Below are 20,770 nucleotides of genomic sequence, written 5' to 3' on the forward strand. Positions count from 1 at the left end.
TTTCGCCGCCGGCAATATCCCGGCAGGGACAAAAACTTTCCCCTTGACGCCGAAAGCCTGAACGCATATCGCCGTCCGTGGGCCACCCCTCCCCAACGAGGGGCCACTATCTGGAAGGATAGACCACGATGACGACGCATACGAAGCCCGGATTCCGTCCGGCAAATCCCAATTTTTCCTCAGGTCCCTGTGCAAAACGCCCCGGCTGGTCGGTCGAGGCGCTCAAAAATGCCGCGCTCGGGCGCTCGCACCGTGCCAAGATCGGCAAGACCAAGCTCGAACAAGCGATCGAGCTGACGCGGGAAATCCTCCAGGTTCCGGCGGATTACCGCATCGGCATCGTGCCGGCCTCGGATACCGGCGCGGTCGAAATGGCGCTGTGGTCGCTGCTCGGCGAGCGCGGCGTCGACATGGTGGCCTGGGAGAGCTTCGGCTCCGGCTGGGTCACCGATGTGGTCAAGCAGCTGAGGCTCGCCGATGTGCGCAGGTTAGAGGCTGACTACGGCGCACTGCCGGACCTGACCAAAATCGACTTCGACCGCGACGTGGTCTTCACCTGGAACGGCACGACGTCGGGCGTGCGCGTGCCGAACGGCGACTTCATCCCGGCCACACGCAAGGGCCTGACCATCTGCGACGCCACTTCGGCGGCCTTTGCGCAACAGCTCGATTTCAGGAAACTCGACGTCGTCACCTTCTCCTGGCAGAAGGTCTTGGGCGGTGAGGGCGCGCACGGCATGCTGATCCTCAGCCCGCGCGCCGTCGAACGCCTGGAAAGCTACAAGCCGGCCTGGCCACTGCCGAAGATCTTCCGTCTCACCTCGGGCGGCAAGCTGATCGAAGGCATCTTCAAGGGCGAGACGATCAACACGCCGTCGATGCTGTGCGTCGAGGACTATCTCGACGCGCTGCGTTGGGCGAAGTCGATCGGCGGCCTCGACGCGCTGGTCACCAGAGCGGATGCCAATGCCGCTGTTCTCGATCGCTTTGTCGGGAAATCTTCCTGGCTCGGCCATCTTGCCGTACACCCGGCGACGCGTTCGAACACGTCGGTCTGCCTTTCCTTCACCGACCGGCAAGTCGCTGCACTCGACGCCGACGGACAGGCTGCGTTCGCCAAGGCAATTGTCTCGGTGCTCGACAAGGAAGGCGTCGCCTATGACATCGGCGCCTACCGCGATGCACCGCCCGGCCTGCGCATCTGGTGCGGCGCGACAGTCGAGACCTCCGATCTCGAAGCGTTGCTGCCCTGGCTCGACTGGGCCTTTGCCGCGCAAAAGGCGTCGCTCAAAGCGGCGGCCTGACTCCCTCCCCCTCGAGGGGAGGGTGGCCCGAAGGGCCGGGTGGGGTCGCCTCCACCCGCTCAACGATCCGCCATCCAGAAAGAAAAAGATTTGGCCGCATCCGGCCGCAACGACCCCACCCCGGCGCTTCGCGCCGACCCTCCCCTCAAGGGGGAGGGACGCCAATCGCAAAGGACCAAGCCAATGCCCCGCGTTCTCGTCTCAGACAAACTTTCCACCACCGCCGTGCAGATCTTCAGGGATCGCGGCATCGAGGTCGACTATTTGCCGGATCTCGGCAAGGACAAGGAAAAACTGCTCGAAGTGATCGGCCAGTATGATGGGCTGGCCATCCGCTCGGCGACAAAGGTCACGGAGAAGCTGATCAATGCCGCGACCAGGCTGAAGGTCGTGGGCCGCGCCGGCATCGGCGTCGACAATGTCGACATCCCGGCGGCGAGCCGCAAGGGCATCATCGTGATGAACACGCCCTTCGGCAATTCGATCACCACCGCCGAGCATGCCGTCGCCATGATCTTCGCGCTGGCCCGCCAGATACCGGAGGCCAACGCCTCGACCCACGCCGGCAAATGGGAAAAGAACCGCTTCATGGGTGTCGAGATCACCGGCAAGACGCTGGGCATCATCGGCTGCGGCAATATCGGTTCGATCGTCGCTGCGCGCGGCGTCGGCCTGAAGATGCATGTCATCGCCTTCGATCCATTCCTGTCGGACAGCCGCGCCGAGGAGCTCGGCGTCGAAAAGGTCGAGCTCGACGAGCTGTTCGCCCGCGCCGACTTCATCACGCTGCACACGCCGCTTACCGACAAGACGCGCAACATCATCGACGCCGCGGCGATCGCCAAGATGAAGACCGGCGTGCGTATCATCAACTGCGCCCGTGGCGGGCTGATCGTCGAGGCCGACCTGATCGCGGCGCTGAAGAGCGGCAAGGTGGCCGGCGCCGGCATCGACGTGTTCGAGGTCGAACCGGCGGACAACAACGCACTGTTCGGCATGGAGAATGTCGTGGCGACGCCGCATCTCGGCGCGTCGACCACCGAAGCGCAGGAGAATGTCGCCCTGCATGTCGCCGAGCAGATGTCCGACTATTTGATCAAGGGCGCCGTTTCCAACGCCATCAACATGCCGTCGATCACCGCCGAAGAGGCGCCGCGGCTGAAACCTTTCGTCAAGCTTGCCGAAGTGCTCGGCGCCTTTGTCGGACAGGTCACCGAGGATCCGATCAAGGAGGTCGAGATACTGTTCGACGGCTCGACCGCGACGATGAACACGCGCGCGCTGATCAGTGCCACCCTTGCCGGGCTGATCCGGCCGCAGGTCTCCGACGTCAACATGGTGTCGGCGCCGATCATGGTGAAGGAGCGCGGCATCATCGTCGCCGAGGTCAAGCGTGACAAGTCGGGCGTGTTCGACGGCTATATCAAGCTGACGGTTAAGACCGAGCACAGGACGCGCTCGATCGCCGGCACCTGTTTCTCGGACGGCAAGCCGCGCTTCATCCAGATCAAGGGCATCAATCTCGACGCAGAGGTCGGCCAGCACATGCTCTACACGACCAATGCCGACGCGCCCGGCATCATCGGTCTGCTCGGCACGGTGTGCGGCGAGAACGGCGTCAACATCGCCAACTTCCAGCTCGGCCGCAACCGGCCGGGCGGCGATGCCATCGCATTGCTCTATCTCGATGCGCCGTTCCCGGAAAACGTGTTGGCGCAGGTGCGCTCGCACAAGTCGATCGACTCCGCCAAGCGGCTGCATTTCGATGTGGGGATAGCCTGAAATTCGGTCGCCCCGTGTGCAGCAGCACGCGGGGCGGTGGAACGTCGCGGCAAGCGACTTCATTCAGCAGCGGATGCCGCCATCTTCCGTCCGCTGTATTCGGCGAGGCTGATGCCACCGAGCACCAGCGCGAGAGCCAGCGCCTGATAGAGCTGGAATGTCTCACCGACAATCAGCACCGATAGCAGCGTACCGAAGATCGGCACCAGATTGATGAACAGGCCGGCCCGGTTGGCGCCGATCAGCTCGTTGCCCCTGATATAGAAGATCTGCGCGATGACCGAAGCACCGATGGCGGTATAGAACGCGACCGCCCAGCCGCGGGCATCGGGGACAATGACCTTGCCGGCGGCAATCTCCCACAGGAAGAAAGGCAGCGATGTGACGAGTGCGGCAACCGACAGCGCCAGCATCAGGCTCTGCCAGCGGATGACCGGCTTCAGCCGCAACCCCACCGAATAGAAGGAGTAGCAAAGCACGGCGACCAACATGATCGCGTCGCCAAAGTTGAGATCCAGCTTGAGAAGCTGGCGCAGGTCGCCATGGCTCGCCGTCACCGCGACGCCAATGATGGTCAGCACGACGCCAGCTATCTGCACCCGGTTCACCCGCAGGCGAAACAGCACGAAATTGGCGATGATGATCACGATCGGTATCGCCGCCTGCTCGATCGAGACGTTGATCGCCGTCGTGTAGTTGAGCGCCGTGTAGAAGATCGCATTGAAAAAGGCGAAGCCGCAAGCGCCGAGCCCGCCAAGCAGCAACCAGTGCCTGCGCACCACCGGCCAGTCTTGGCGTAGCGTTCCCCAGCCGATCGGCAGCAGGATCAGAACCGCCAGCAGCCAACGCAGGAAGACCAGCGTCATCGGCGAGATATGACCGACCGCCAGCTTTCCCGCCACGGAGTTGCCGCCCCACAGCAAGGTGGTGAACAGCAGGAACAGATAGGCGGCTCGATGCATCGTGAACTCCCGGCCAGGCAGAGGGAATTTGACGGTCGGTGTGGGCCTATTGCGACCGCCAGCCCAAGTAAATGATGTCAAAGGCGAAAATTGTTGTGCCTCGGAGCGCTTTGGGCGGCAAAGAGTGGTCGCGCTCGCCGGGTCTTGACGCTATAGAGCGACGTGCGTGCAATTGGACGCTACAAAGTACGCGTCGGAAGGCTTTAATCTCGCGTCGTGCTTTTCCGAAAATCGATTCCGATTTTGGGGGCCGATGCGATAGAGGCCTATCGTTTCGAATTGTTTCAAGCTGCTCGTGCGGCGTCTCAAGGGAAAAGAAATATGGCCAATGTGGTGGTCGTCGGCTCGCAATGGGGCGATGAGGGCAAAGGCAAGATCGTAGACTGGCTGTCGGAGCGCGCCGATGTTGTCGTGCGCTTCCAGGGCGGCCACAATGCCGGCCACACGCTGGTCGTCGACGGCAAGGTCTACAAGCTGTCGCTGCTGCCGTCCGGCGTGGTGCGGCAAGGCAAGCTTTCCATCATCGGCAACGGCGTCGTCTTCGATCCGCACGCTTTCGTCGCGGAGGTTGCGAAATTGAAGGCGCAAGGCGTCGAGGTGACGCCAGACCGCCTGAAAATAGCCGAAAACACCGCGCTTATCCTGTCCTTGCACCGGGAGCTGGACGGATTTCGCGAGGACGCCGCTTCCAATTCCGGAACGAAGATCGGCACGACCCGTCGCGGCATCGGTCCCGCCTATGAAGACAAGGTGGGCCGGCGCGCGGTCAGGGTGATGGATTTGGCGGATTTGGAAACGCTGCCCTTGAAGGTCGACAGGCTGCTGACGCACCACAATGCGCTGCGGCGCGGGCTCGGCCATGCCGAGGTCACGCATGAGGCGATCATGAGCGAGCTGATCTCGGTGGCCGACGAGATCCTGCCCTATATGGACCGCGTCTGGAAAATCCTCGACGACAAGCGCCGCGCCGGCGAGCGCATCCTGTTCGAGGGCGCGCAAGGCACGTTGCTCGACATCGACCACGGCACCTATCCGTTCGTCACCTCGTCCAATACGGTTGCCGGTCAGGCCGCCGCCGGGTCGGGTGTCGGGCCGGGCGCCATCGGCTATGTGCTCGGCATCACCAAGGCCTATACGACGCGCGTCGGCGAAGGCCCGTTTCCAACCGAACAGAAGAACGAGATCGGCGAGTTCCTGGGCACGCGCGGCCATGAATTCGGCGTCGTCACCGGCCGCAAGCGGCGCTGCGGCTGGTTCGATGCCGTGCTGGTCCGCCAGGCCGTCGCCGTCAACGGCATCAAGGGCATTGCGCTGACCAAGCTCGATGTGCTCGATGGGCTGGACGAGATCAAGGTCTGTACCGGCTACCGACTCGACGGCGAGGCGATCGATTACCTGCCGGCCAGCCAGGGTGCGCAGGCCCGCGTCGAACCGGTCTACGAGACGCTGGAGGGGTGGAAAGGCACCACTGCCGGCGCGCGTAGCTGGAACGACCTGCCGGCCCAGGCGGTGAAGTACGTCCGCTACATCGAAGAGCTGATCGGCGCGCCGGTCGCACTCCTTTCCACCAGCCCTGAACGGGACGACACGATACTTGTGACCGATCCGTTTCAAGACTAGTTTCTCAGCCTTCCGGGCATTGCGGCTGATTTGCGGGGGCCGGCCCAGAAACAAATGCAGGTCGACTGACGTATGGTAGATTTTGTTCCTATTCTGAAAAAGGCGCTCGATAAACTCGGTGAGCCGTCGGCGGAAGTGCGCGCCAGGGTCTATGACAGGGCCCGTTCGTCAATCGCGAAACAACTCGCAGAGAAGGCCACGATGACGCCTTCCGATGTCGACCGGCAGATGCGTGCACTGGAAGACGCCATCGCCAAAGTCGAGCGGGACTATGCCAAGCCTGCGCCGCCACCCGACCCGCTGGCGGAACTGGAGGACATCTTCTCCTCCATCGACCGCAACAAGAACCAGTCCAGCCATATCCGACAGCCAGCAAAGACGGAGCCGGCATGGCAGCCGGCCAAGACCGAGCCGGCAAAGACCGGGCCGGCCTGGCAGCCCACGCCCGCCAAGGCGGCGCCGAACTGGCAAAAGCCGCAGCCCGTCGCTCTTTCTCAGGAGCGCGCTGGTCCGCCGCCGTCCGATATGGATCTTCCGACGGCTGACGGCCAAGACGGCGTTTTTCGGGGCGACGACTTTTCCAACGACGGCGGGCCCGCGGAGGACAGGTTCCAGCGGCTCCATCCTGCCGAGCGCAGGCGTAGCTATGGCGGTGTGATCGCCGCCGCCATTGCCTTGCTCGTCATTGCCGGTGGTGGCTATGGCATCTGGCTGAACAAGGATGCGTTCGGCAGCATGCTCGGCCTCGACTCGACCAAAGCCGTCGCCACCGAACCGCTGGTAAAACCAGCCCCGCCCAAGCCTGAGGCCGATGCGGCCGTACCGGCCGCCGCGCCTCCGACGGAGGCCGGCGAGGGCGCGAAGTTCACGCAGCGCCTGACGCCCGAGGGCCACGAAGTCGATCCCGGCCCCGCGGCCGGGCAGGCGGGCATCGGCGAAGGCGAATCCGTCGCCGCACTGACCACGCCGCCATCGGCCGCACAAGCGCCGACCACCCCGGCACCCGCCGCGCCGGCACCGGCCGCACCCGCCGACACGCAAGCCACGGCCAATGCTCCAGCAGTCGATGGGTCCGCTGCACCAACTCCCGCAACGCCGCCCGCCAACGGGGCAGCAGCGCCTGCAGCGGCCGCCCCGCCGCCCGCACCGGCAGCGGCACCAACGGCAGTTCCGCCGCAAGCCACGTTGGCCGTCGGCCAGAAGGCGATCTTCTACGAGGAGCGCACCAGCACCGCTCAAGGCTCGGCCGAGCCCGGCAACATCGTCTGGTCGCTGGTGCAGGAATCGCCCGGCGGCGACCTGCCGCCCGAGCCGGCGATCCGCGCCGAGGCGACCATTCCAGGCAAGGATATCCAGTTGCGCATGACGATCCGTCGCAACACCGACCAGACGCTGCCGGCCAGCCATATTATCGAGATGATCTTCCTGACGCCTGACGGCTTCGAGGGCGGCGGCGTCGACAACATCCTGCGTGTCGCCATGAAGGGCTCCGAGCAGGATGCCGGAAGCCCGCTGATCGGCATCCCGGCCAAGATCGCCGACGGTTTCTTCCTGGTTGCGCTCAACGATACCAAGGCGGATGAAGACGCCAATCTGACCTTGCTCAGAGGTCAGGACTGGATCGATGTGCCGGTCGTCTACAAGACCGGGCGGCGGGCGCTGCTCACCATGGAAAAGGGCATTCCAGGCGAGAAGGTGTTCGACGAGGCGCTAAAGGCCTGGCAGACAAAGACGGCGGGGTGAGGCCGGCTCACCAGCCCAACGCCTCTCTGGCTCAGAAGCCTTGGAACAGCATGTCGAGCGCGCTCACGATGTCGTCGTGATGGCGAGAAAGATTTCCTTCGGCAACGGGCAATTCAGAGGTCATCAAGGCTGACATGAATTGAGTGACCATGACATGGTCCTTACCGTTGATGGTGAAGATAGGGTTTAGCCGGCGGCCCGGCACTGGGGCCTTGTTGGCTGGCATCAGCGGGACGACGACCTTCGTGTCGAGCCGTCCCAGAAGGTCGGATTGGACATCGAGAAGGTAACCGTCGCCTTCGGCACTCTGGTAGAAATCATAACGTGCCATCAAAACAGCCGGTGCTTGGCCAGAGGCAAGCCGTTGCGCCTGACATAGTCATTCGAACTGTCGATCGCTTCCTTGTTTTCCTCCTGCCACCGGCGGTTTTTTTCGGCCGAAATCGCCTTGGCGATGCCCTCTTCCGCAGCGCGGGATATATTGATGCCCAACGCCTTGGCATCCTCGATCAATCGGGAGTCGATCGATGTATTAACCGACTTTCTTTGGGTTTTTGGCTTCGATTGAAGCATACAGCCGCTCCCATTTATGCGCATAATGTAGGCGCATATGAGCGTGCACGCAACCTCTCATCCCTCCATCTCTTCCCTTAGCATCTCGAGTTCCAGCCATTCCTCCTCGAGCGCTGCCAGTGTGACGCGCTCCTTGTCGAGCGCGGCAATCGTCTTCTGGAACGAGGCCGGGTCGCGCTCGTAATAGGCCGGATCGGCGATGTTGTTCTCCAGCCGCGAGATCGAGGCCGACACCGCCTCGATCTTCTTGGGTAAGGTTTCCAGCGCGAATTTCTGCTTGAACGACAGTTTCTTGGCCGGGCCCTTCGGTGCGGCCGCTTCGTTCCTGCTTGCCGCCGTCGCTTCACCGGCTTCTGCTTTTGGCCGCGCCCTGCGGTCGTCCAGCCTGGTGCCGCCGCGCTGCCCAAGCATGTCGGAATAGCCGCCGGCATATTCGATCCAGCGGCCGTCACCATCCGGCGCGATGATGCTGGTCACGGTGCGGTCGAGGAAATCGCGATCGTGGCTGACCAGGATCACCGTGCCGGCAAAACCGGCGACCAGTTCCTGCAGCAGCTCCAGCGTCTCCATGTCGAGATCGTTGGTCGGCTCGTCGAGCACAAGCAGGTTTGCCGGCCGCGCCAAAACGCGTGCGAGAATCAGCCGTGCCCGCTCGCCGCCCGAAAGCTCGCGCACCGGCGTGCGCGCCTGTTCCGGCTTGAACAGGAAGTCTTTCATGTAAGAGACGACGTGGCGCTGCTCGCCATTGATGACGAGGTTCTCGCCGCGCCCGTCGGTCAGATACTGCGCCAGTGTCTCCTGCGGGTCGACGGCTTCGCGCTTCTGGTCGAGCGTGGCGATCTCCAGATTGGTGCCGAGCCGCACCGTGCCTGCGTCCGGCTTCAATTCGCCGGTCAGCATCTTCAACAGCGTCGTCTTGCCGGCGCCGTTCGGCCCGACCAGGCCGACGCGATCGCCGCGCTGGATGCGGGTCGAGAATCCCTTGACCACGGTCAGATCGCCAAAGCTCTTCTCGATGTTCTTGGCTTCGATCACCAGTTTGCCGGATTCGGCGGCGTCGCTGGCTGTCATCGTCGCCGCACCCTCGGCGCCGCGATGACCACGAAAGCGCTGGCGCATGGTCTGCAATTCACCGAGCCGGCGCATGTTGCGCTTGCGCCTTGCCGTCACGCCATAGCGCAGCCAGTGCTCCTCGCGCACGATCTGGCGACCGAGCTTGTGCTGCTCGCGCTCTTCCTCCTCCAGCACCGTGTCGCGCCATTCCTCGAAATAGCCAAAGCCCTTGTCGAGACGGCGGGTCTGGCCGCGGTCGAGCCAGATTGTGGCGCGTGACACGCGCTCGAGAAAACGGCGGTCATGCGAGATGACGACCAGTGCCGAGGAGGTGCGGGCAAGCTCCTCCTCCAGCCATTCGATGACCGAAAGGTCAAGATGATTGGTCGGCTCATCGAGGAGGAGAATGTCGGGCTCCGGCGCCATGACGCGGGCGAGGGCGGCGCGCCGCGCCTCGCCGCCGGAGAGGTCGTTCGGCCGTTCCTCGCCGGTCAGGCCGAGATGCTCCATCAGATAGGTGGCGCGGTAGGGATCGTCGGCCGGCCCGAGCCCCGCCTCGACATAGGCGCGGACAGTCGCAAAGCCGTCCATGTCGGGCATTTGCGGCAAGTAGCGCACGGTCGCCGAAGGCTGGCGGAAGACTTCGCCGTCCTGCGGTTCGATCAGCCCGGCGGCTATCTTGAGGAGCGTCGACTTGCCAGAGCCGTTGCGGCCGACCAGGGCGATCTTGTCACCAACTGAGGCCGTCAGGGCGGCACCGTCGAGCAGCGGCGTGCCGCCAAATGTCAGCTTTATCCCGTCGAGATTGAGAAGCGGCGGCGCCATGTCAGCTTTCTGGGCTCAGCTTTCCGGAAGAGGGTAGGGATGCGCGAGCAGCAGCGCGCGGCCGCTGGCCAGCGCGATTTCCAACCGGCCCCTGACCTCGTTGGAAATGGTCAGCGACGAGCCGAACGCAACCTCGACATGGTCGAGCGGCCATTTGGCGCCGGTGACTGTCAGGCCGGCGAGATCCGAAAAGCCGAGCACCGAAAACAGCGTGCCGTCGACATAGTCGAAGCCAGTCTTTCCAGGCAGCAAAGGAATGCCTTCCTGTGCGCCGCTGGTCAAAAGCACTTCCGTTCCGCCTTCCGCCAGCCGGACGCTTAGCGCCAGATGCAGGAAGATGTGGTCGGTACGTTTGCCGCCGAAGGCGCCTGCGAGCACAAGGCTGGTCGCACCACGTTCGAGTGCGGCGGCGATAGCGAGTTCACCGTCGGTCTTGTCTTTTTCGGCGGGAAACACCTGCCGTGGCACGGCGGCCAGATCCTCCGGCAACTCGGCAGGCACCGAATCGAAATCGCCGACCCAGAGTTCCGGCCTCAGGCCCAGCATGCGGGCATGGCCGATGCCGGCATCGGCGGCGATGACGCGCGAGCCTTCGACCTGGCGGTCGAGCAGCGGCGTGCGGATGAGATCGCCGCCAAGCAGGATGGTGAATGTGCTCATATCTCGTGGCCCTTACCAGCCCTGCCCCGGAAACGGAAGATGAAACGGCAGACGAAACGGAAGGCTGGGCTTTGGATGCCCGGCAAACTTCCGCTTGCGCAGCACTTCGGCCGGGCCTATGTGTCGAAACGCTCTAACGGGGTGCCGGACGCGATCTTCGCGGACCGGCTGAGAGGCAAGACTGCCAACCCGCTGAACCTGATCCGGTTTGTACCGGCGGAGGGATTAGACGTTTCGGACAGCCCGACGCCTCAATTCCTTTCAACGCGAACGAAGGAGGCGCCGATGCGCAGTTTTTTCCACTCTCTTGTCTCAATTGTCCTGCTTGCGGCATCCGCGCTCGCCCTGCCAGGGCAGGCATCGGCACAGGATAGACTGACGGTCTATACCTATGAAAGCTTCACCGCCGATTGGGGTCCGGGACCGGCGGTGAAGAAGGCCTTCGAGGCCGAATGCAGTTGCGTCGTCGAATTCGTCTCGGTCGCCGACGGCGTGGCGCTGCTCAATCGTGTGAAGCTGGAAGGCGCCGCGACCAAGGCCGATATCGTACTTGGCCTCGATACCAACGTAACCGCCGACGCCAAGGCAACCGGCCTGTTTTCGCCGCACGGCGCCGTGTCGGGCGTCAGTGTGCCGGGCGGCTGGAGCGACGATATTTTCGTGCCGTTCGACTATGGCTATTTCGCCGTCGTCTACGATACCGAAAAACTGAAGAGCCCGCCGAAGAGCCTCAGGGAATTGGTCGAGGGCGATGCCGGAGAGAAGATCGTCATCCAGGATCCGCGCACCTCGACGCCGGGCCTTGGCCTGCTGCTGTGGGTCAAGTCGGTCTACGGCGACAAGGCGCCGGAAGCCTGGGCCAAACTCAAGGCGAAGGTGCTGACGGTAACGCCGGGCTGGAGCGAGGCCTACGGCCTGTTCACCAAGGGCGAGGCGCCGATGGTGCTGTCCTACACCACCTCGCCGGCCTACCACATGGTCGCCGAAAACACCGAGCGCTACCAGGCGGCGTCCTTCGAGGAGGGCGAATATCTGCAGATCGAGGTTGCGGGGATCACCACCAAGGGTGCGAAGAACCCGCTGGCAGAAAAGTTCATTGCCTTCATGACCGGACCGAAGTTCCAGGATGTCATTCCCGAAACCAACTGGATGTTCCCGGCCGGCAAAACCGACAAGCCGCTCAACCCGGCGTTCGATAAGCTGGTCAAGCCGACCAAGACCTTGCTGTTCAGCCCGGAAGACGTCGCCGCAAATCGCAAGGCCTGGGTCGACGAGTGGCTGGCGGTGATGAGCAAGTAGGGCTCAAGCCTCGTCGGATGTTTGCGCCAAGCCACCCCCCTCTGGCCTGCCGGCCATCTCCCCCTCAAGGGGGGAGATCGGCAGCTTTGTCGCCTCTCCTCATCCTGCCACTTGTGAGATTGGCGAAGGCGGCTGAGTGCGCAATCTCCCCCCTTGAGGGGGAGATGGCCGGCAGGCCAGAGAGGGGTGGGCTCGGCCATTGTCAGGTATTTCCTTCGATCAACACCTGTCGTAGTGTCGGGTAGCGCGACATGCGTACGCGTCATCCGGCCGATCCCCGCGTCACTGCCGGCATCGTCGCGCTCGCCGCCATCGCGCTGCTGATCGGCGGTGCATTCGCCGGGCTCGTCGTCGAAGCCACACGCGACCTGTCCGGCGCCGCCTCCGCTTTCGATTCCTATCTCTTGCGCGTCGTCCGTTTCACGCTCTGGCAGGCTCTGCTGTCGACCCTGCTCTCCGTTGCACCGGCGCTGTTCGTCGCGCGTGCCCTGTCGCGGCATCCACGTTTTTTCGGGCGAGGCTTCATCCTCCAGCTTTTCGCCGTGCCGCTGGCGCTGCCGGCCATTGTTGCCGCACTCGGTGTCTTGGCGCTCTATGGCCGCGCCGGCTATTTTGCCGGCACGCTGGGCGCGCTAGGCGGCCAGAGCTGGCCCGGCATCTATGGCCTGTCGGGCATACTCGTCGCCCATGTCTTCTTCAACCTGCCGCTGGCGACGCGGCTGTTCCTGGAGGCGTTGCAGACCGTGCCGGCCGACCAATGGCGGCTGGCGAGCCAGCTTGGCATGGGCGCTGCGCCGGCCTTCCGGCTGATCGAATGGCCGCCGCTGCGTGCGGCCTTGCCCGGCGTTGCAGGGCTCGTTTTCATGCTGTGCATCACCTCCTTCACCATCGTGCTTACGCTCGGCGGCGGACCCAGCGCGACGACGCTCGAGGTTGCCATCTACCAGGCGCTGCGTTTCGACTTCGACCCGGCGCGGGCTGTGACGCTGACCCTGCTGCAGATTGCCCTGACCTTCGTCGTCGTGCTGGCCTTGACGCGGCTCGGCGCCAATATGGTAGGGGATGCCAATCTGCCGGTGGCGCCGCGCCGGTATTTTTCAGCCGGTGCGGCCGAGACCGTGCTGAACGCATTGGCGATCGGGCTGGCACTGCTGTTTGTCGCCGGGCCGATGGCGGCCACGTTGGCAGCCGGGCTTGGCGCCGATCTCGGCCGCCTGGCCGGCGAGAGCGCGGTGCGGCAAGCGACGGCGACCAGTGCCGTGCTCTCCCTCCTATCGGCGCTGCTCTCTGTGGCGTTGTCGCTGTCGCTGGTCATGGCGCGCCGGGCGCTGGCGCTCACCCGGCGGACAGGCCGGCGGACACTGCTCGAACATCTGGCCGACACCGGTGCGGGGTTCGTCCTGGTGGTGCCGCCCATCGTCATCGGCGCCGGCTGGTTCCTGCTCTTGCGCACCGTCAGCGATGTCTTTGCGATCGCCCCTGTCATGGTCGTTGCGGTCAATGCGGTGATGGCGATGCCGTTCGCCATCCGCGCCATCCGCCCTGCCTATGACGCGTCGAGCGAACGCCACGAACGGCTCTGCGCACAGCTTGGTATCTCGGGCTGGAACCGGTTGCGGCTGGTCGACTGGCCGTCGCTGCGGCGGCCGCTCGCCACCGGCTTCGCTTTCGCCATGGCGCTGTCGCTTGGCGATCTCGGCGTCATTGCGCTGTTCGGCAGCGATTCCGTGCAGACCTTGCCCTATCTGCTGCTGGCGCGCATGGGCAGTTACCGCACTGAGGATGCCGCCGGCCTGGCGCTGCTGCTCGGCCTTGTCTGCCTGGCGCTGGTGTTGGCCGCGGACTGGCTGGGAAGGGGCGAGAAATCATGATGCCGACCAGCCCGGAACGGTCCATTTCGGTGGAAAAAGGCGCGGCCGTACGACTCGATAATGTCTCGTTCAGCTATGGTGAAACGCCGCTTATATTCGATGTCGATTTCCCGGCGTCGGAAATCACCGCCATTATGGGGCCGAGCGGTTCGGGAAAGTCGACGCTGCTCAATCTGGTGGCCGGCTTCGAGACGCCGCGGTCGGGCCGCGTGCTGATCGGCGGCGCCGACGTCAGCACTGCGCCGCCATCAGCGCGGCCGGTATCGATGGTGTTCCAGGAAAACAACCTGTTTGCCCATCTTTCCCTCGAGCAGAATGTCGGGCTCGGCCGCTCGCCTTCGCTCAGGCTGAGCGAGGCTGACCGCGCCGCAATCGCCGCAGCGCTGAAGCGCGTCGGCCTTGCCGGCAAGGAAAGCCGGCTGCCGCGCGAACTCTCGGGCGGCGAGCGGCAGCGCGTCGCGCTCGCCCGCGTCCTGGTGCGCGACCGGCCGGTGCTGTTGCTCGACGAGCCGTTCGCTTCGCTCGGACCGGCACTGCGCGACGACATGCTCGACCTGGTGGCCGACGTCCATTCGGAGCAGCGCATGACGGTGCTATTCGTCACGCACCAGCCGGACGATGCGCGCCGTATCGGCCAAAACATGGTTTTCCTGGATGGTGGCACGGTTGCCGCGACGGGCACCGCGGCCGATTTTTTCGTCGGGGCTGGACCGGAGGCATTCCGACGCTATATCGGCTCGGGTCCCTTTGCGGCTGGATCACGAGATGTTGCCCGGAAGCGGACATAATTTATGGTCAAACCGGCGGAAGGCGAAGCGGCGCTTGCTTGCCATGGTCGAGGTAGTGTGGCTAGGTCCGCCAGGAGCTGGTCCGGCCTAGACCGTGATTTGCCCTTGCTGCCTCGTATCTGTCGGACGCACGAAGGACGCCGTAGCACTTGATTTTGCGCGTGATGCTTTCCGGAAATCGCGCCCGATTTTCGCGGTCACGTGCCAGGACTTGAAAGGACGCCGATCTGCCGACCGGCATCGACAATCGGAGGGTGAAACCGCTGGCGCGCTTTCTGGCGCTGGCCGGTCTTGCCGTGGCGCTGGCAAGCTGCCAGATGTTCACGCCTCCCGACGTGCAGGAATCGGGCTTCCAGCCCTCCGACAAGCCGATCACGGTCGACAATGTCGCCGCCAACGGCAAGCTCGCTCAACTGGCGAAGGCGCAGCACCCGCGCATCCTCGCCACCTATGGCGGCGAGTATTCCGACCCCAAGCTCGAGCGCATGGTGGCCAAGATCGTCGGCAGACTGACCGTGGTGTCGGCCAACCCAACCCAGACCTACCGCATCACCATCCTCAACTCGCCCAACGTCAATGCCTTCGCGCTGCCGGGCGGCTATCTCTACATCACCCGCGGGCTGCTGGCGCTGGCCAACGATTCCGCCGAGCTTGCCGCCGTCATCGCGCATGAGATGGGCCACGTTACGGCCAACCACGGCCTGCAGCGCCAGCAGCTGGAAGCCGAGGAGGGGTTGGCGACCAAGGTCGTTTCGGATGTGCTCGGCGACAACCCGACGGCCAAGGCGGCGCTGATCCGCGGCAAGCTGAGGCTGGCCCAGTTCTCGCGCAATCAGGAGCTGGAGGCCGACGCCATCGGCATCAAGTCGATCGGCGAAGCCGGTTTCGATCCCTACGCCGCCGGCCGCTTCCTGCAGTCGATGTCGGCCTATACCGATTTCCGCTCGATCAGCGGCGCCACCGACGCCAGCCTCGACTTCCTGGCGACGCACCCCAACACGCCGCAGCGTATCGACCTCGCGCAGCGCCACGCCCGCCAGTTCGGCGCGCCCGGTGTCGGGTCGCGCGACCGCGATTCATTTCTTGCCGGCGTAGACGGGCTACTTTACGGCGACACGCCGGAGGAAGGCTATGTGCGCGGCGAAACCTTCCTGCACCCTGGCCTCGGCGTGTCGTTCTCGGTGCCCAACGGCTTCGTCATCGACAATTCGGCGGCGGCGGTGACGGCGACCGGCCCGGGCGACATGGCGATCCGCTTCGACGGCGTTTCGATCGACAAGAACCGCTCGCTGACCGACTACATCCGCAGCGGCTGGGTTGCCGGCCTCGACGACAGCAGCGTGCGCCAGGAGACGATCAACGGCAACGAAGCGGCAACCGCGCATGCCGGCGCCGACGGCTGGCAATTCGACATTGCGGTGATCCGCGCCGGCGGCCAGGTCTACCGCTTGCTGACCGCGGCACCGTCGGCCAGCACCTCGCTGAGCACGGTGGCGCGCTCGGTCAGCGGCTCGTTCCGCATCCTGAGTGCTGCCGAGAAGGCGGCGTTGAAGCCACTGCGTATCCGCATCGTCACGGTGCAGCCCGGCCAGACAATGGGCTCCCTGGCCGCACAGATGGTCGGCGTCGACCGCAAGCTGGATTTGTTCAGGGTGCTCAACGCGCTGTCGCCGGGTGCCGCGGTTTCGGCCGGCGACAAGGTCAAGATCGTCACCGACAAATAGCAGCCGACGCAATTCAGGCTGCGAGAAATTCCGGGTTCTGCTTTACCAGCGCCGCCTTGAGCTTTTCCATGGCGCGCGCCTCGATCTGGCGGACACGTTCCTTGGAGATGCCGAGCGTCTCGCCGAGCGCTTCGAGCGTCGCGCCCTCGTCGCTCAGCCGGCGCTCCTCGATAATCCTGAGCTCGCGCGCATTGAGAGCGCCGAGTGCCGTCTTCAGCCACACCGAGCGGCGTTCGACGTCGATCGTATCGCCGACGACCTCATCGGGCAGCGGGTCATCCGAAACCAGGAACTCCATCCGCTCGGTTGCGCCCGCATCGTCGGCTAGCGGCGTGTTGAGCGAGCTGTCCGGCGCCGAAAGGCGGGAATCCATCATCGCCACATCGGCCTCCGATACCCCGAGAGCCGCCGACACTTCGCGGTAGAGCGTGGCATTCGACATCTGCTCGGCGCCGTTTGCCAGGCGGGCGCGCAGACGCCGCAGGTTGAAGAACAGCGCCTTTTGCGCCGAGCTAGTGCCGCCGCGCACGATCGACCAGTTGCGCAGGATATAGTCCTGCATCGAGGCGCGAATCCACCAAGTCGCGTAGGTCGAGAACCGGACCTCGCGCTCGGGCTCGAAACGGGCCGCTGCCTCCAGCAGCCCGACATGGCCTTCCTGGATCAGGTCGCCCAGCGGAAGGCCGTAGTGGCGAAACCGCGACGCCATGGAAATGACCAACCGCATATGCGCGACGGTGATGCGGTGCAGCGCGTGCTGGTCATTGTTTTCCTTCCAGCGCAGCGCCAGGAGATGCTCTTCGTCACGTTCCAGATAAGGGGCTTTCATCGCCGCGCGAACCATGGTCCGTCCTGCACTGTCTTCCATCATGCCGCGCTCCTGCTCCAGGCGTTGCGGTGCGATCGAATCGTGAGTTGGCGCCGATGGTTGAAATGGCGGCGCCGCGCCCTACAACAGCGAAGAACGTGCCATGCGGGGGAATGTTCCCCCGGACTGTCATGTCGATTGCGCTGTTCCAGGCGATTCGCCACCGGCCTTGACTCAGCCGGATGGCGCCCGGAGATGCTGGTTGAGAATTGGATTTCAAGGGCGCGAGATTTTTGAAATTTAGTTTCTTATTCTGGCATCGCGCATCTGTCATTTTCCGGCACTCGCAATGACGCCGGACATCGGCCGAGGACGGGATCACAGAAAAATGAAATGGCTCAAATCGCTCATCATCGCCGGAACGCTGCAGGTTCTGGCCATCGCCGCCAGTCATGCCGGCGCCAATCTCGACCAGATCAAGCAGGCCGGCGTCTTCAAGGTCGGCACGGAAGGAACCTATGCGCCCTTCACCTATCATGATGCTTCCGGCGCGCTGGTCGGCTTCGACGTCGAGATCGCGCGGGCCATCGCCGAGCGCCTCGGCGTCAAGGCCCAGTTCCTCGAAGGCAAATGGGACGGGCTGATCGCCGGTCTCGACGCCAACCGCTACGATGCCGTCATCAACGAGGTCGGCATCACAGAGGCGCGCAAGGCCAAATATGATTTCTCCGATCCTTACATCGCCTCCAAGGCAGTGCTGATCGTGCGCGGCGACAACACCGACATCAAGGGTTTCGCCGATCTCAAGGGCAAGAAGGCGGCGCAGTCGTTGACTTCGAACTTCGGCAAGCTGGCTGAAACCAACGGCGCCGAACTCGTCGGCACCGACGGCTTCGACCAGTCGATCCAGCTGCTTCTTACCGGCCGCGCCGACGCCACCATCAACGACAGCCTGTCCTTCCTCGACTTCAAGAAGCACAAGCCCGACGCCAATGTGAAGATTGCCGCGCAGGAAGAAAACGCCGACTATTCCGGCGTCATCGTACGCAAGGGCGATCCGGAACTGGTGGCCGCCATCAATAAGGCGCTGGCCGACATCAAGGCCGACGGCACCTACAAGAAAATCGCCGACACCTATTTCGGCCAGGACGTTTCGAAGTAAAACGGCTTTCTCGTGTGGGCCGAATGCCGGCCCCCGTCGTTCGTATCGCGGCGAGCTGTCTTTTGACGGCCCGCCGCTTTCGCGTGATATGAGCGACGGCAATCTGGCAAGGAGGAGCCTTCGTGCCGCACTGGCTGCAATTGATGCTGGAATCCCTGCCTACGCTGCTGTGGGCTGCACTGATCTTCACCGTGCCGTTGACGCTGCTGTCGTTTGCATTCGGTCTTGTCCTAGGCCTGGTTGTGGCGCTTGTCCGGCTGTTCGGTCCCAAGCCGCTGGTCGCCGTGGTCCGCTTCTACGTCTGGATATTCCGCGGCACGCCGCTTCTCGTGCAACTGTTCCTTATCTTCTACGGCCTGCCATCGGTCGGCATCCTGCTCGACGCCTTTCCGGCAGCACTGATCGGCTTCACCTTGAACATCGGCGCATATTCGTCGGAAATCATCCGCGCCGTCATTGGTTCGGTGCCGAAGGGCCAGTGGGAAGCGGCCTATTCGATCGGCATGACCTGGGCCCAGGCAATGCGGCGCACCATTCTTCCACAGGCGGGGCGCGTCGCGGTGCCGCCGCTGTCCAACACCTTCATCTCGTTGGTCAAGGACACTTCGCTCGCCGCCGCCATCACCGTGCCGGAGATGTTCCAGGCAGCGCAGCGCATCGTCGCCACCACCTATGAGCCGCTGATCCTCTATGTCGAGGCAGCGGCCCTCTATCTGATCATGAGCTCCGTGCTGTCGGCCTTGCAGGCGCGGCTGGAAACGCGGCTCAACCGTTATGGCGGCTTCCTGGAGGCGCGCGCATGATCGGCCTCACCAACATCGAAAAGCGTTTCGGCGACAATTTGGTGCTGAAGGGCGTCACCGTCACCATCGAGGAAGGCAGCGTTACGGCGCTTGTCGGGCCGTCGGGCGGAGGGAAGAGCACGCTTTTGCGCTGCATCAACCTGCTCGAGCTGCCGACTTCAGGCACGGTACGGATCGGCGACGATGCACTCGAATTCCACCCCGGCGGCAGGGTCTCGACCAGGGATATCCAGCGGCTGCGGCTGCAGACCGGCATGGTGTTCCAGAATTTCCAGCTGTTTCCGCATCGCACCGCGATCGAGAACATCATGGAGGGGCTGGTGACGGTGCTGAAATGGCCCAAGGAGAGGGCGCGCGAACGGGCGCTGGCCCTGCTCGAAAAGGTCGGCATGGCGCACAAGGCCGATGCCTGGCCGGCGACGCTGTCAGGTGGCCAGCAGCAGCGCGTGGCGATTGCCCGGGCTCTGGCGCCTTCGCCGAAAGTCCTGCTCTGCGACGAGCCGACCTCGGCACTCGATCCGGAACTGGCGCAGGAGGTGGTCGACGTGCTCGGCAAGCTCGCCAGCGAGGGCACGACCATGGTGATGGCGACGCATGACCTGCGGCTCGCCTCCAAGATCGCGCGGGAAGTGGTGTTCCTCGATGCCGGCAACATCGTCGAACAAGGCCCGGCCGCGGTGCTGTTCAGCAACCCGGAACGCCAGCGGACCAAGCGGTTCATCGCCACGCTGAAGCACGAGGCGGAAAGGGAGGGCGGCGAAGGTTAGATATGCCCGTCGCCGGTCAGCTAAGACAAAAAAACCCGGCGCAAGGCCGGGTTTTTCTGAATTCGAAAGCAAAAAAGCTCAGGCGGCTTCTTCCTGCTCGGCTTCCTCGTTGTCGGCCTTAGCGCCGCGCTTGGGGCCCTTATTGAGGTTCACCTCGATGAGGCGCACCGCTTCGGTCTCCGACATGCGGTTGACGGCCGCGATCTCGCGGGCCATGCGGTCAAGCGCCGCCTCGTAGAGCTGGCGCTCGGAATAGGACTGCTCCGGCTGGTTATCGGCGCGGTAAAGGTCGCGCACCACTTCCGAGATCGAGATCAGATCGCCGGAGTTGATCTTGGCATCATATTCCTGGGCGCGGCGTGACCACATGGTGCGCTTGACGCGGGCGCGGCCCTGCACGACCTTCAGCGCGCGCTCGACATAATCCTCTTCCGACAGCTTGCGCATGCCGATCGAGGTCGCCTTGGCGACCGGCACCTTGAGGCGCATCTTGTCCTTCTGGAAGTCGATGACGAACAGCTCCAGCTTGTGGCCCGCGACTTCCTGCTCATCGATCGAGACGATCTGGCCGACACCATGCGCCGGATAGACGATGTACTCGCCGGTCTTGAAACCGTGGCGCGCTGCGGTGGACTTCTTCTGCGGGGTGATCGTTGCCATTACGCCCTGAACTCCTTGTTGTGGTACCGGCATCGTGCCGGCCCGAACTCGTGCGACCGGGGTGACCGGTCCTTAGCCACACAACGATGAACTCACCGGAAAGGCCAGGACCGGCAAATCGCAACATTGCGACCGCCTGCCCCAGATCGCTCTGGTCCGGATTGAGAAATTCACCTTTCAGTGATTTGGGGCGTTTGCGCCATAAATCGACGTTGTGTCACCGGCATGTTTGGCTCATATAGCACAAAAAGTCGGAAGAATCAAGGTTTTGCTGCACGCGCTGTCGTAAGCAGATGAGTTGTCCGGGTTAGGTAGCAGACGAGTTGTCCGGTTTGATCTTCAGCGAACGGAGGCTGGGGATGAGAC

Annotated in this window: 18 protein-coding genes and 1 riboswitch; of the genes, 11 read left to right on the forward strand and 7 right to left on the reverse strand. The window is 63.8% G+C overall.

Translation table 11 applies throughout. The annotated features are described in order from the left end of the window. The first annotated feature begins 128 nt into the window (after positions 1 to 128). The gene (locus NKJ73_RS12610; RefSeq protein WP_352569602.1) at positions 129 to 1,304 is read left to right on the forward strand and encodes a phosphoserine transaminase; all 1,176 of its coding nucleotides are present in this window, start codon (positions 129 to 131) and stop codon (positions 1,302 to 1,304) included. Between the two features lie 183 nt (positions 1,305 to 1,487). Beyond that, positions 1,488 to 3,086, forward strand: a complete 1,599-nt coding sequence (gene serA / locus NKJ73_RS12615; protein ID WP_352569603.1) for a phosphoglycerate dehydrogenase — start codon at positions 1,488 to 1,490, stop codon at positions 3,084 to 3,086. Positions 3,087 to 3,145: 59 nt separating this feature from the next. Here serA and NKJ73_RS12620 read toward each other — a convergent pair whose 3' ends face one another. Further along, complete coding sequence (locus NKJ73_RS12620; protein WP_023680655.1) at positions 3,146 to 4,048, reverse strand: DMT family transporter; 903 nt, start codon at positions 4,046 to 4,048, stop codon at positions 3,146 to 3,148. A 321-nt stretch (positions 4,049 to 4,369) separates the two neighbouring features. Between NKJ73_RS12620 and NKJ73_RS12625 the strand changes: the two genes are divergently transcribed. Beyond that, a complete protein-coding gene (locus NKJ73_RS12625; RefSeq protein WP_023680654.1) occupies positions 4,370 to 5,668 on the forward strand; it encodes an adenylosuccinate synthase in 1,299 nt (432 codons plus the stop codon). Positions 5,669 to 5,740: 72 nt separating this feature from the next. Next, the gene (locus NKJ73_RS12630) at positions 5,741 to 7,411 is read left to right on the forward strand and encodes a hypothetical protein (RefSeq protein WP_352569604.1); all 1,671 of its coding nucleotides are present in this window, start codon (positions 5,741 to 5,743) and stop codon (positions 7,409 to 7,411) included. Between the two features lie 31 nt (positions 7,412 to 7,442). On the opposite strand, the gene NKJ73_RS12635 is transcribed toward NKJ73_RS12630, so the two are convergent. The 4 genes from NKJ73_RS12635 to NKJ73_RS12650 form a co-directional block, all read right to left on the reverse strand. Beyond that, on the reverse strand, positions 7,443 to 7,742 hold the full coding sequence (locus NKJ73_RS12635; RefSeq protein WP_352569605.1) for a CcdB family protein: 300 nt from the start codon (positions 7,740 to 7,742) through the stop codon (positions 7,443 to 7,445). After that, entirely contained in the window at positions 7,742 to 7,903 is a 162-nt protein-coding gene (locus NKJ73_RS12640) for a type II toxin-antitoxin system CcdA family antitoxin (RefSeq protein ID WP_502894507.1), read from the reverse strand. Before NKJ73_RS12640 ends, NKJ73_RS12635 begins: the two co-directional genes overlap by 1 nt. Positions 7,904 to 8,041: 138 nt before the next feature. Continuing rightward, a complete protein-coding gene (locus tag NKJ73_RS12645; RefSeq protein ID WP_352569607.1) occupies positions 8,042 to 9,862 on the reverse strand; it encodes an ABC-F family ATP-binding cassette domain-containing protein in 1,821 nt (606 codons plus the stop codon). Between the two features lie 15 nt (positions 9,863 to 9,877). Continuing rightward, a complete protein-coding gene (locus NKJ73_RS12650) occupies positions 9,878 to 10,522 on the reverse strand; it encodes a thiamine diphosphokinase (protein ID WP_352569608.1) in 645 nt (214 codons plus the stop codon). Between the two features lie 127 nt (positions 10,523 to 10,649). After that, positions 10,650 to 10,764: riboswitch (TPP riboswitch) on the forward strand. A 43-nt stretch (positions 10,765 to 10,807) separates the two neighbouring features. Between NKJ73_RS12650 and thiB the strand changes: the two genes are divergently transcribed. The 4 genes from thiB to NKJ73_RS12670 all read left to right on the forward strand — a co-directional run bounded on the left by thiB (position 10,808) and on the right by NKJ73_RS12670 (position 16,204). Further along, on the forward strand, positions 10,808 to 11,821 hold the full coding sequence (gene thiB / locus NKJ73_RS12655; RefSeq protein WP_352569609.1) for a thiamine ABC transporter substrate binding subunit: 1,014 nt from the start codon (positions 10,808 to 10,810) through the stop codon (positions 11,819 to 11,821). A gap of 251 nt (positions 11,822 to 12,072) precedes the next feature. Then, positions 12,073 to 13,692 carry a thiamine/thiamine pyrophosphate ABC transporter permease gene (thiP, locus tag NKJ73_RS12660; protein ID WP_352569610.1) on the forward strand — a complete coding sequence of 540 codons (1,620 nt, stop codon included), beginning with the start codon at positions 12,073 to 12,075 and terminating at the stop codon, positions 13,690 to 13,692. Continuing rightward, positions 13,689 to 14,480, forward strand: coding sequence for a thiamine ABC transporter ATP-binding protein (thiQ, locus tag NKJ73_RS12665; protein WP_352569612.1), 792 nt, complete (start codon positions 13,689 to 13,691; stop codon positions 14,478 to 14,480). Before thiP ends, thiQ begins: the two co-directional genes overlap by 4 nt. A gap of 254 nt (positions 14,481 to 14,734) precedes the next feature. Continuing rightward, positions 14,735 to 16,204, forward strand: coding sequence for a M48 family metalloprotease (locus tag NKJ73_RS12670; protein ID WP_023680559.1), 1,470 nt, complete (start codon positions 14,735 to 14,737; stop codon positions 16,202 to 16,204). A gap of 13 nt (positions 16,205 to 16,217) precedes the next feature. Here NKJ73_RS12670 and NKJ73_RS12675 read toward each other — a convergent pair whose 3' ends face one another. Beyond that, complete coding sequence (locus NKJ73_RS12675; RefSeq protein ID WP_023680558.1) at positions 16,218 to 17,075, reverse strand: RNA polymerase factor sigma-32; 858 nt, start codon at positions 17,073 to 17,075, stop codon at positions 16,218 to 16,220. Between the two features lie 325 nt (positions 17,076 to 17,400). On the opposite strand from NKJ73_RS12675, the gene NKJ73_RS12680 reads away from it, so the two are divergent. From NKJ73_RS12680 to NKJ73_RS12690, 3 genes are all read left to right on the forward strand, one after another. Further along, positions 17,401 to 18,174: an amino acid ABC transporter substrate-binding protein gene (locus NKJ73_RS12680; RefSeq protein WP_352569613.1), complete on the forward strand. Its 774-nt coding sequence runs from the start codon at positions 17,401 to 17,403 to the stop codon at positions 18,172 to 18,174. 122 nt (positions 18,175 to 18,296) lie between these two features. Beyond that, positions 18,297 to 18,977, forward strand: a complete 681-nt coding sequence (locus NKJ73_RS12685; RefSeq protein ID WP_352471183.1) for an ABC transporter permease subunit — start codon at positions 18,297 to 18,299, stop codon at positions 18,975 to 18,977. Then, positions 18,974 to 19,744, forward strand: a complete 771-nt coding sequence (locus NKJ73_RS12690; protein ID WP_352452513.1) for an amino acid ABC transporter ATP-binding protein — start codon at positions 18,974 to 18,976, stop codon at positions 19,742 to 19,744. The genes NKJ73_RS12685 and NKJ73_RS12690 overlap by 4 nt, the downstream gene beginning before the upstream one ends. Positions 19,745 to 19,822: 78 nt before the next feature. Here NKJ73_RS12690 and NKJ73_RS12695 read toward each other — a convergent pair whose 3' ends face one another. Next, entirely contained in the window at positions 19,823 to 20,404 is a 582-nt protein-coding gene (locus tag NKJ73_RS12695; RefSeq protein WP_006327799.1) for a CarD family transcriptional regulator, read from the reverse strand. Between the last annotated feature and the right edge of the window lie 366 nt (positions 20,405 to 20,770).

Origin of the sequence: Mesorhizobium sp. M0074, from assembly GCF_040322975.1 — a bacterium.
In the GTDB taxonomy this organism is placed as follows: Bacteria; Pseudomonadota; Alphaproteobacteria; order Rhizobiales; family Rhizobiaceae; genus Mesorhizobium.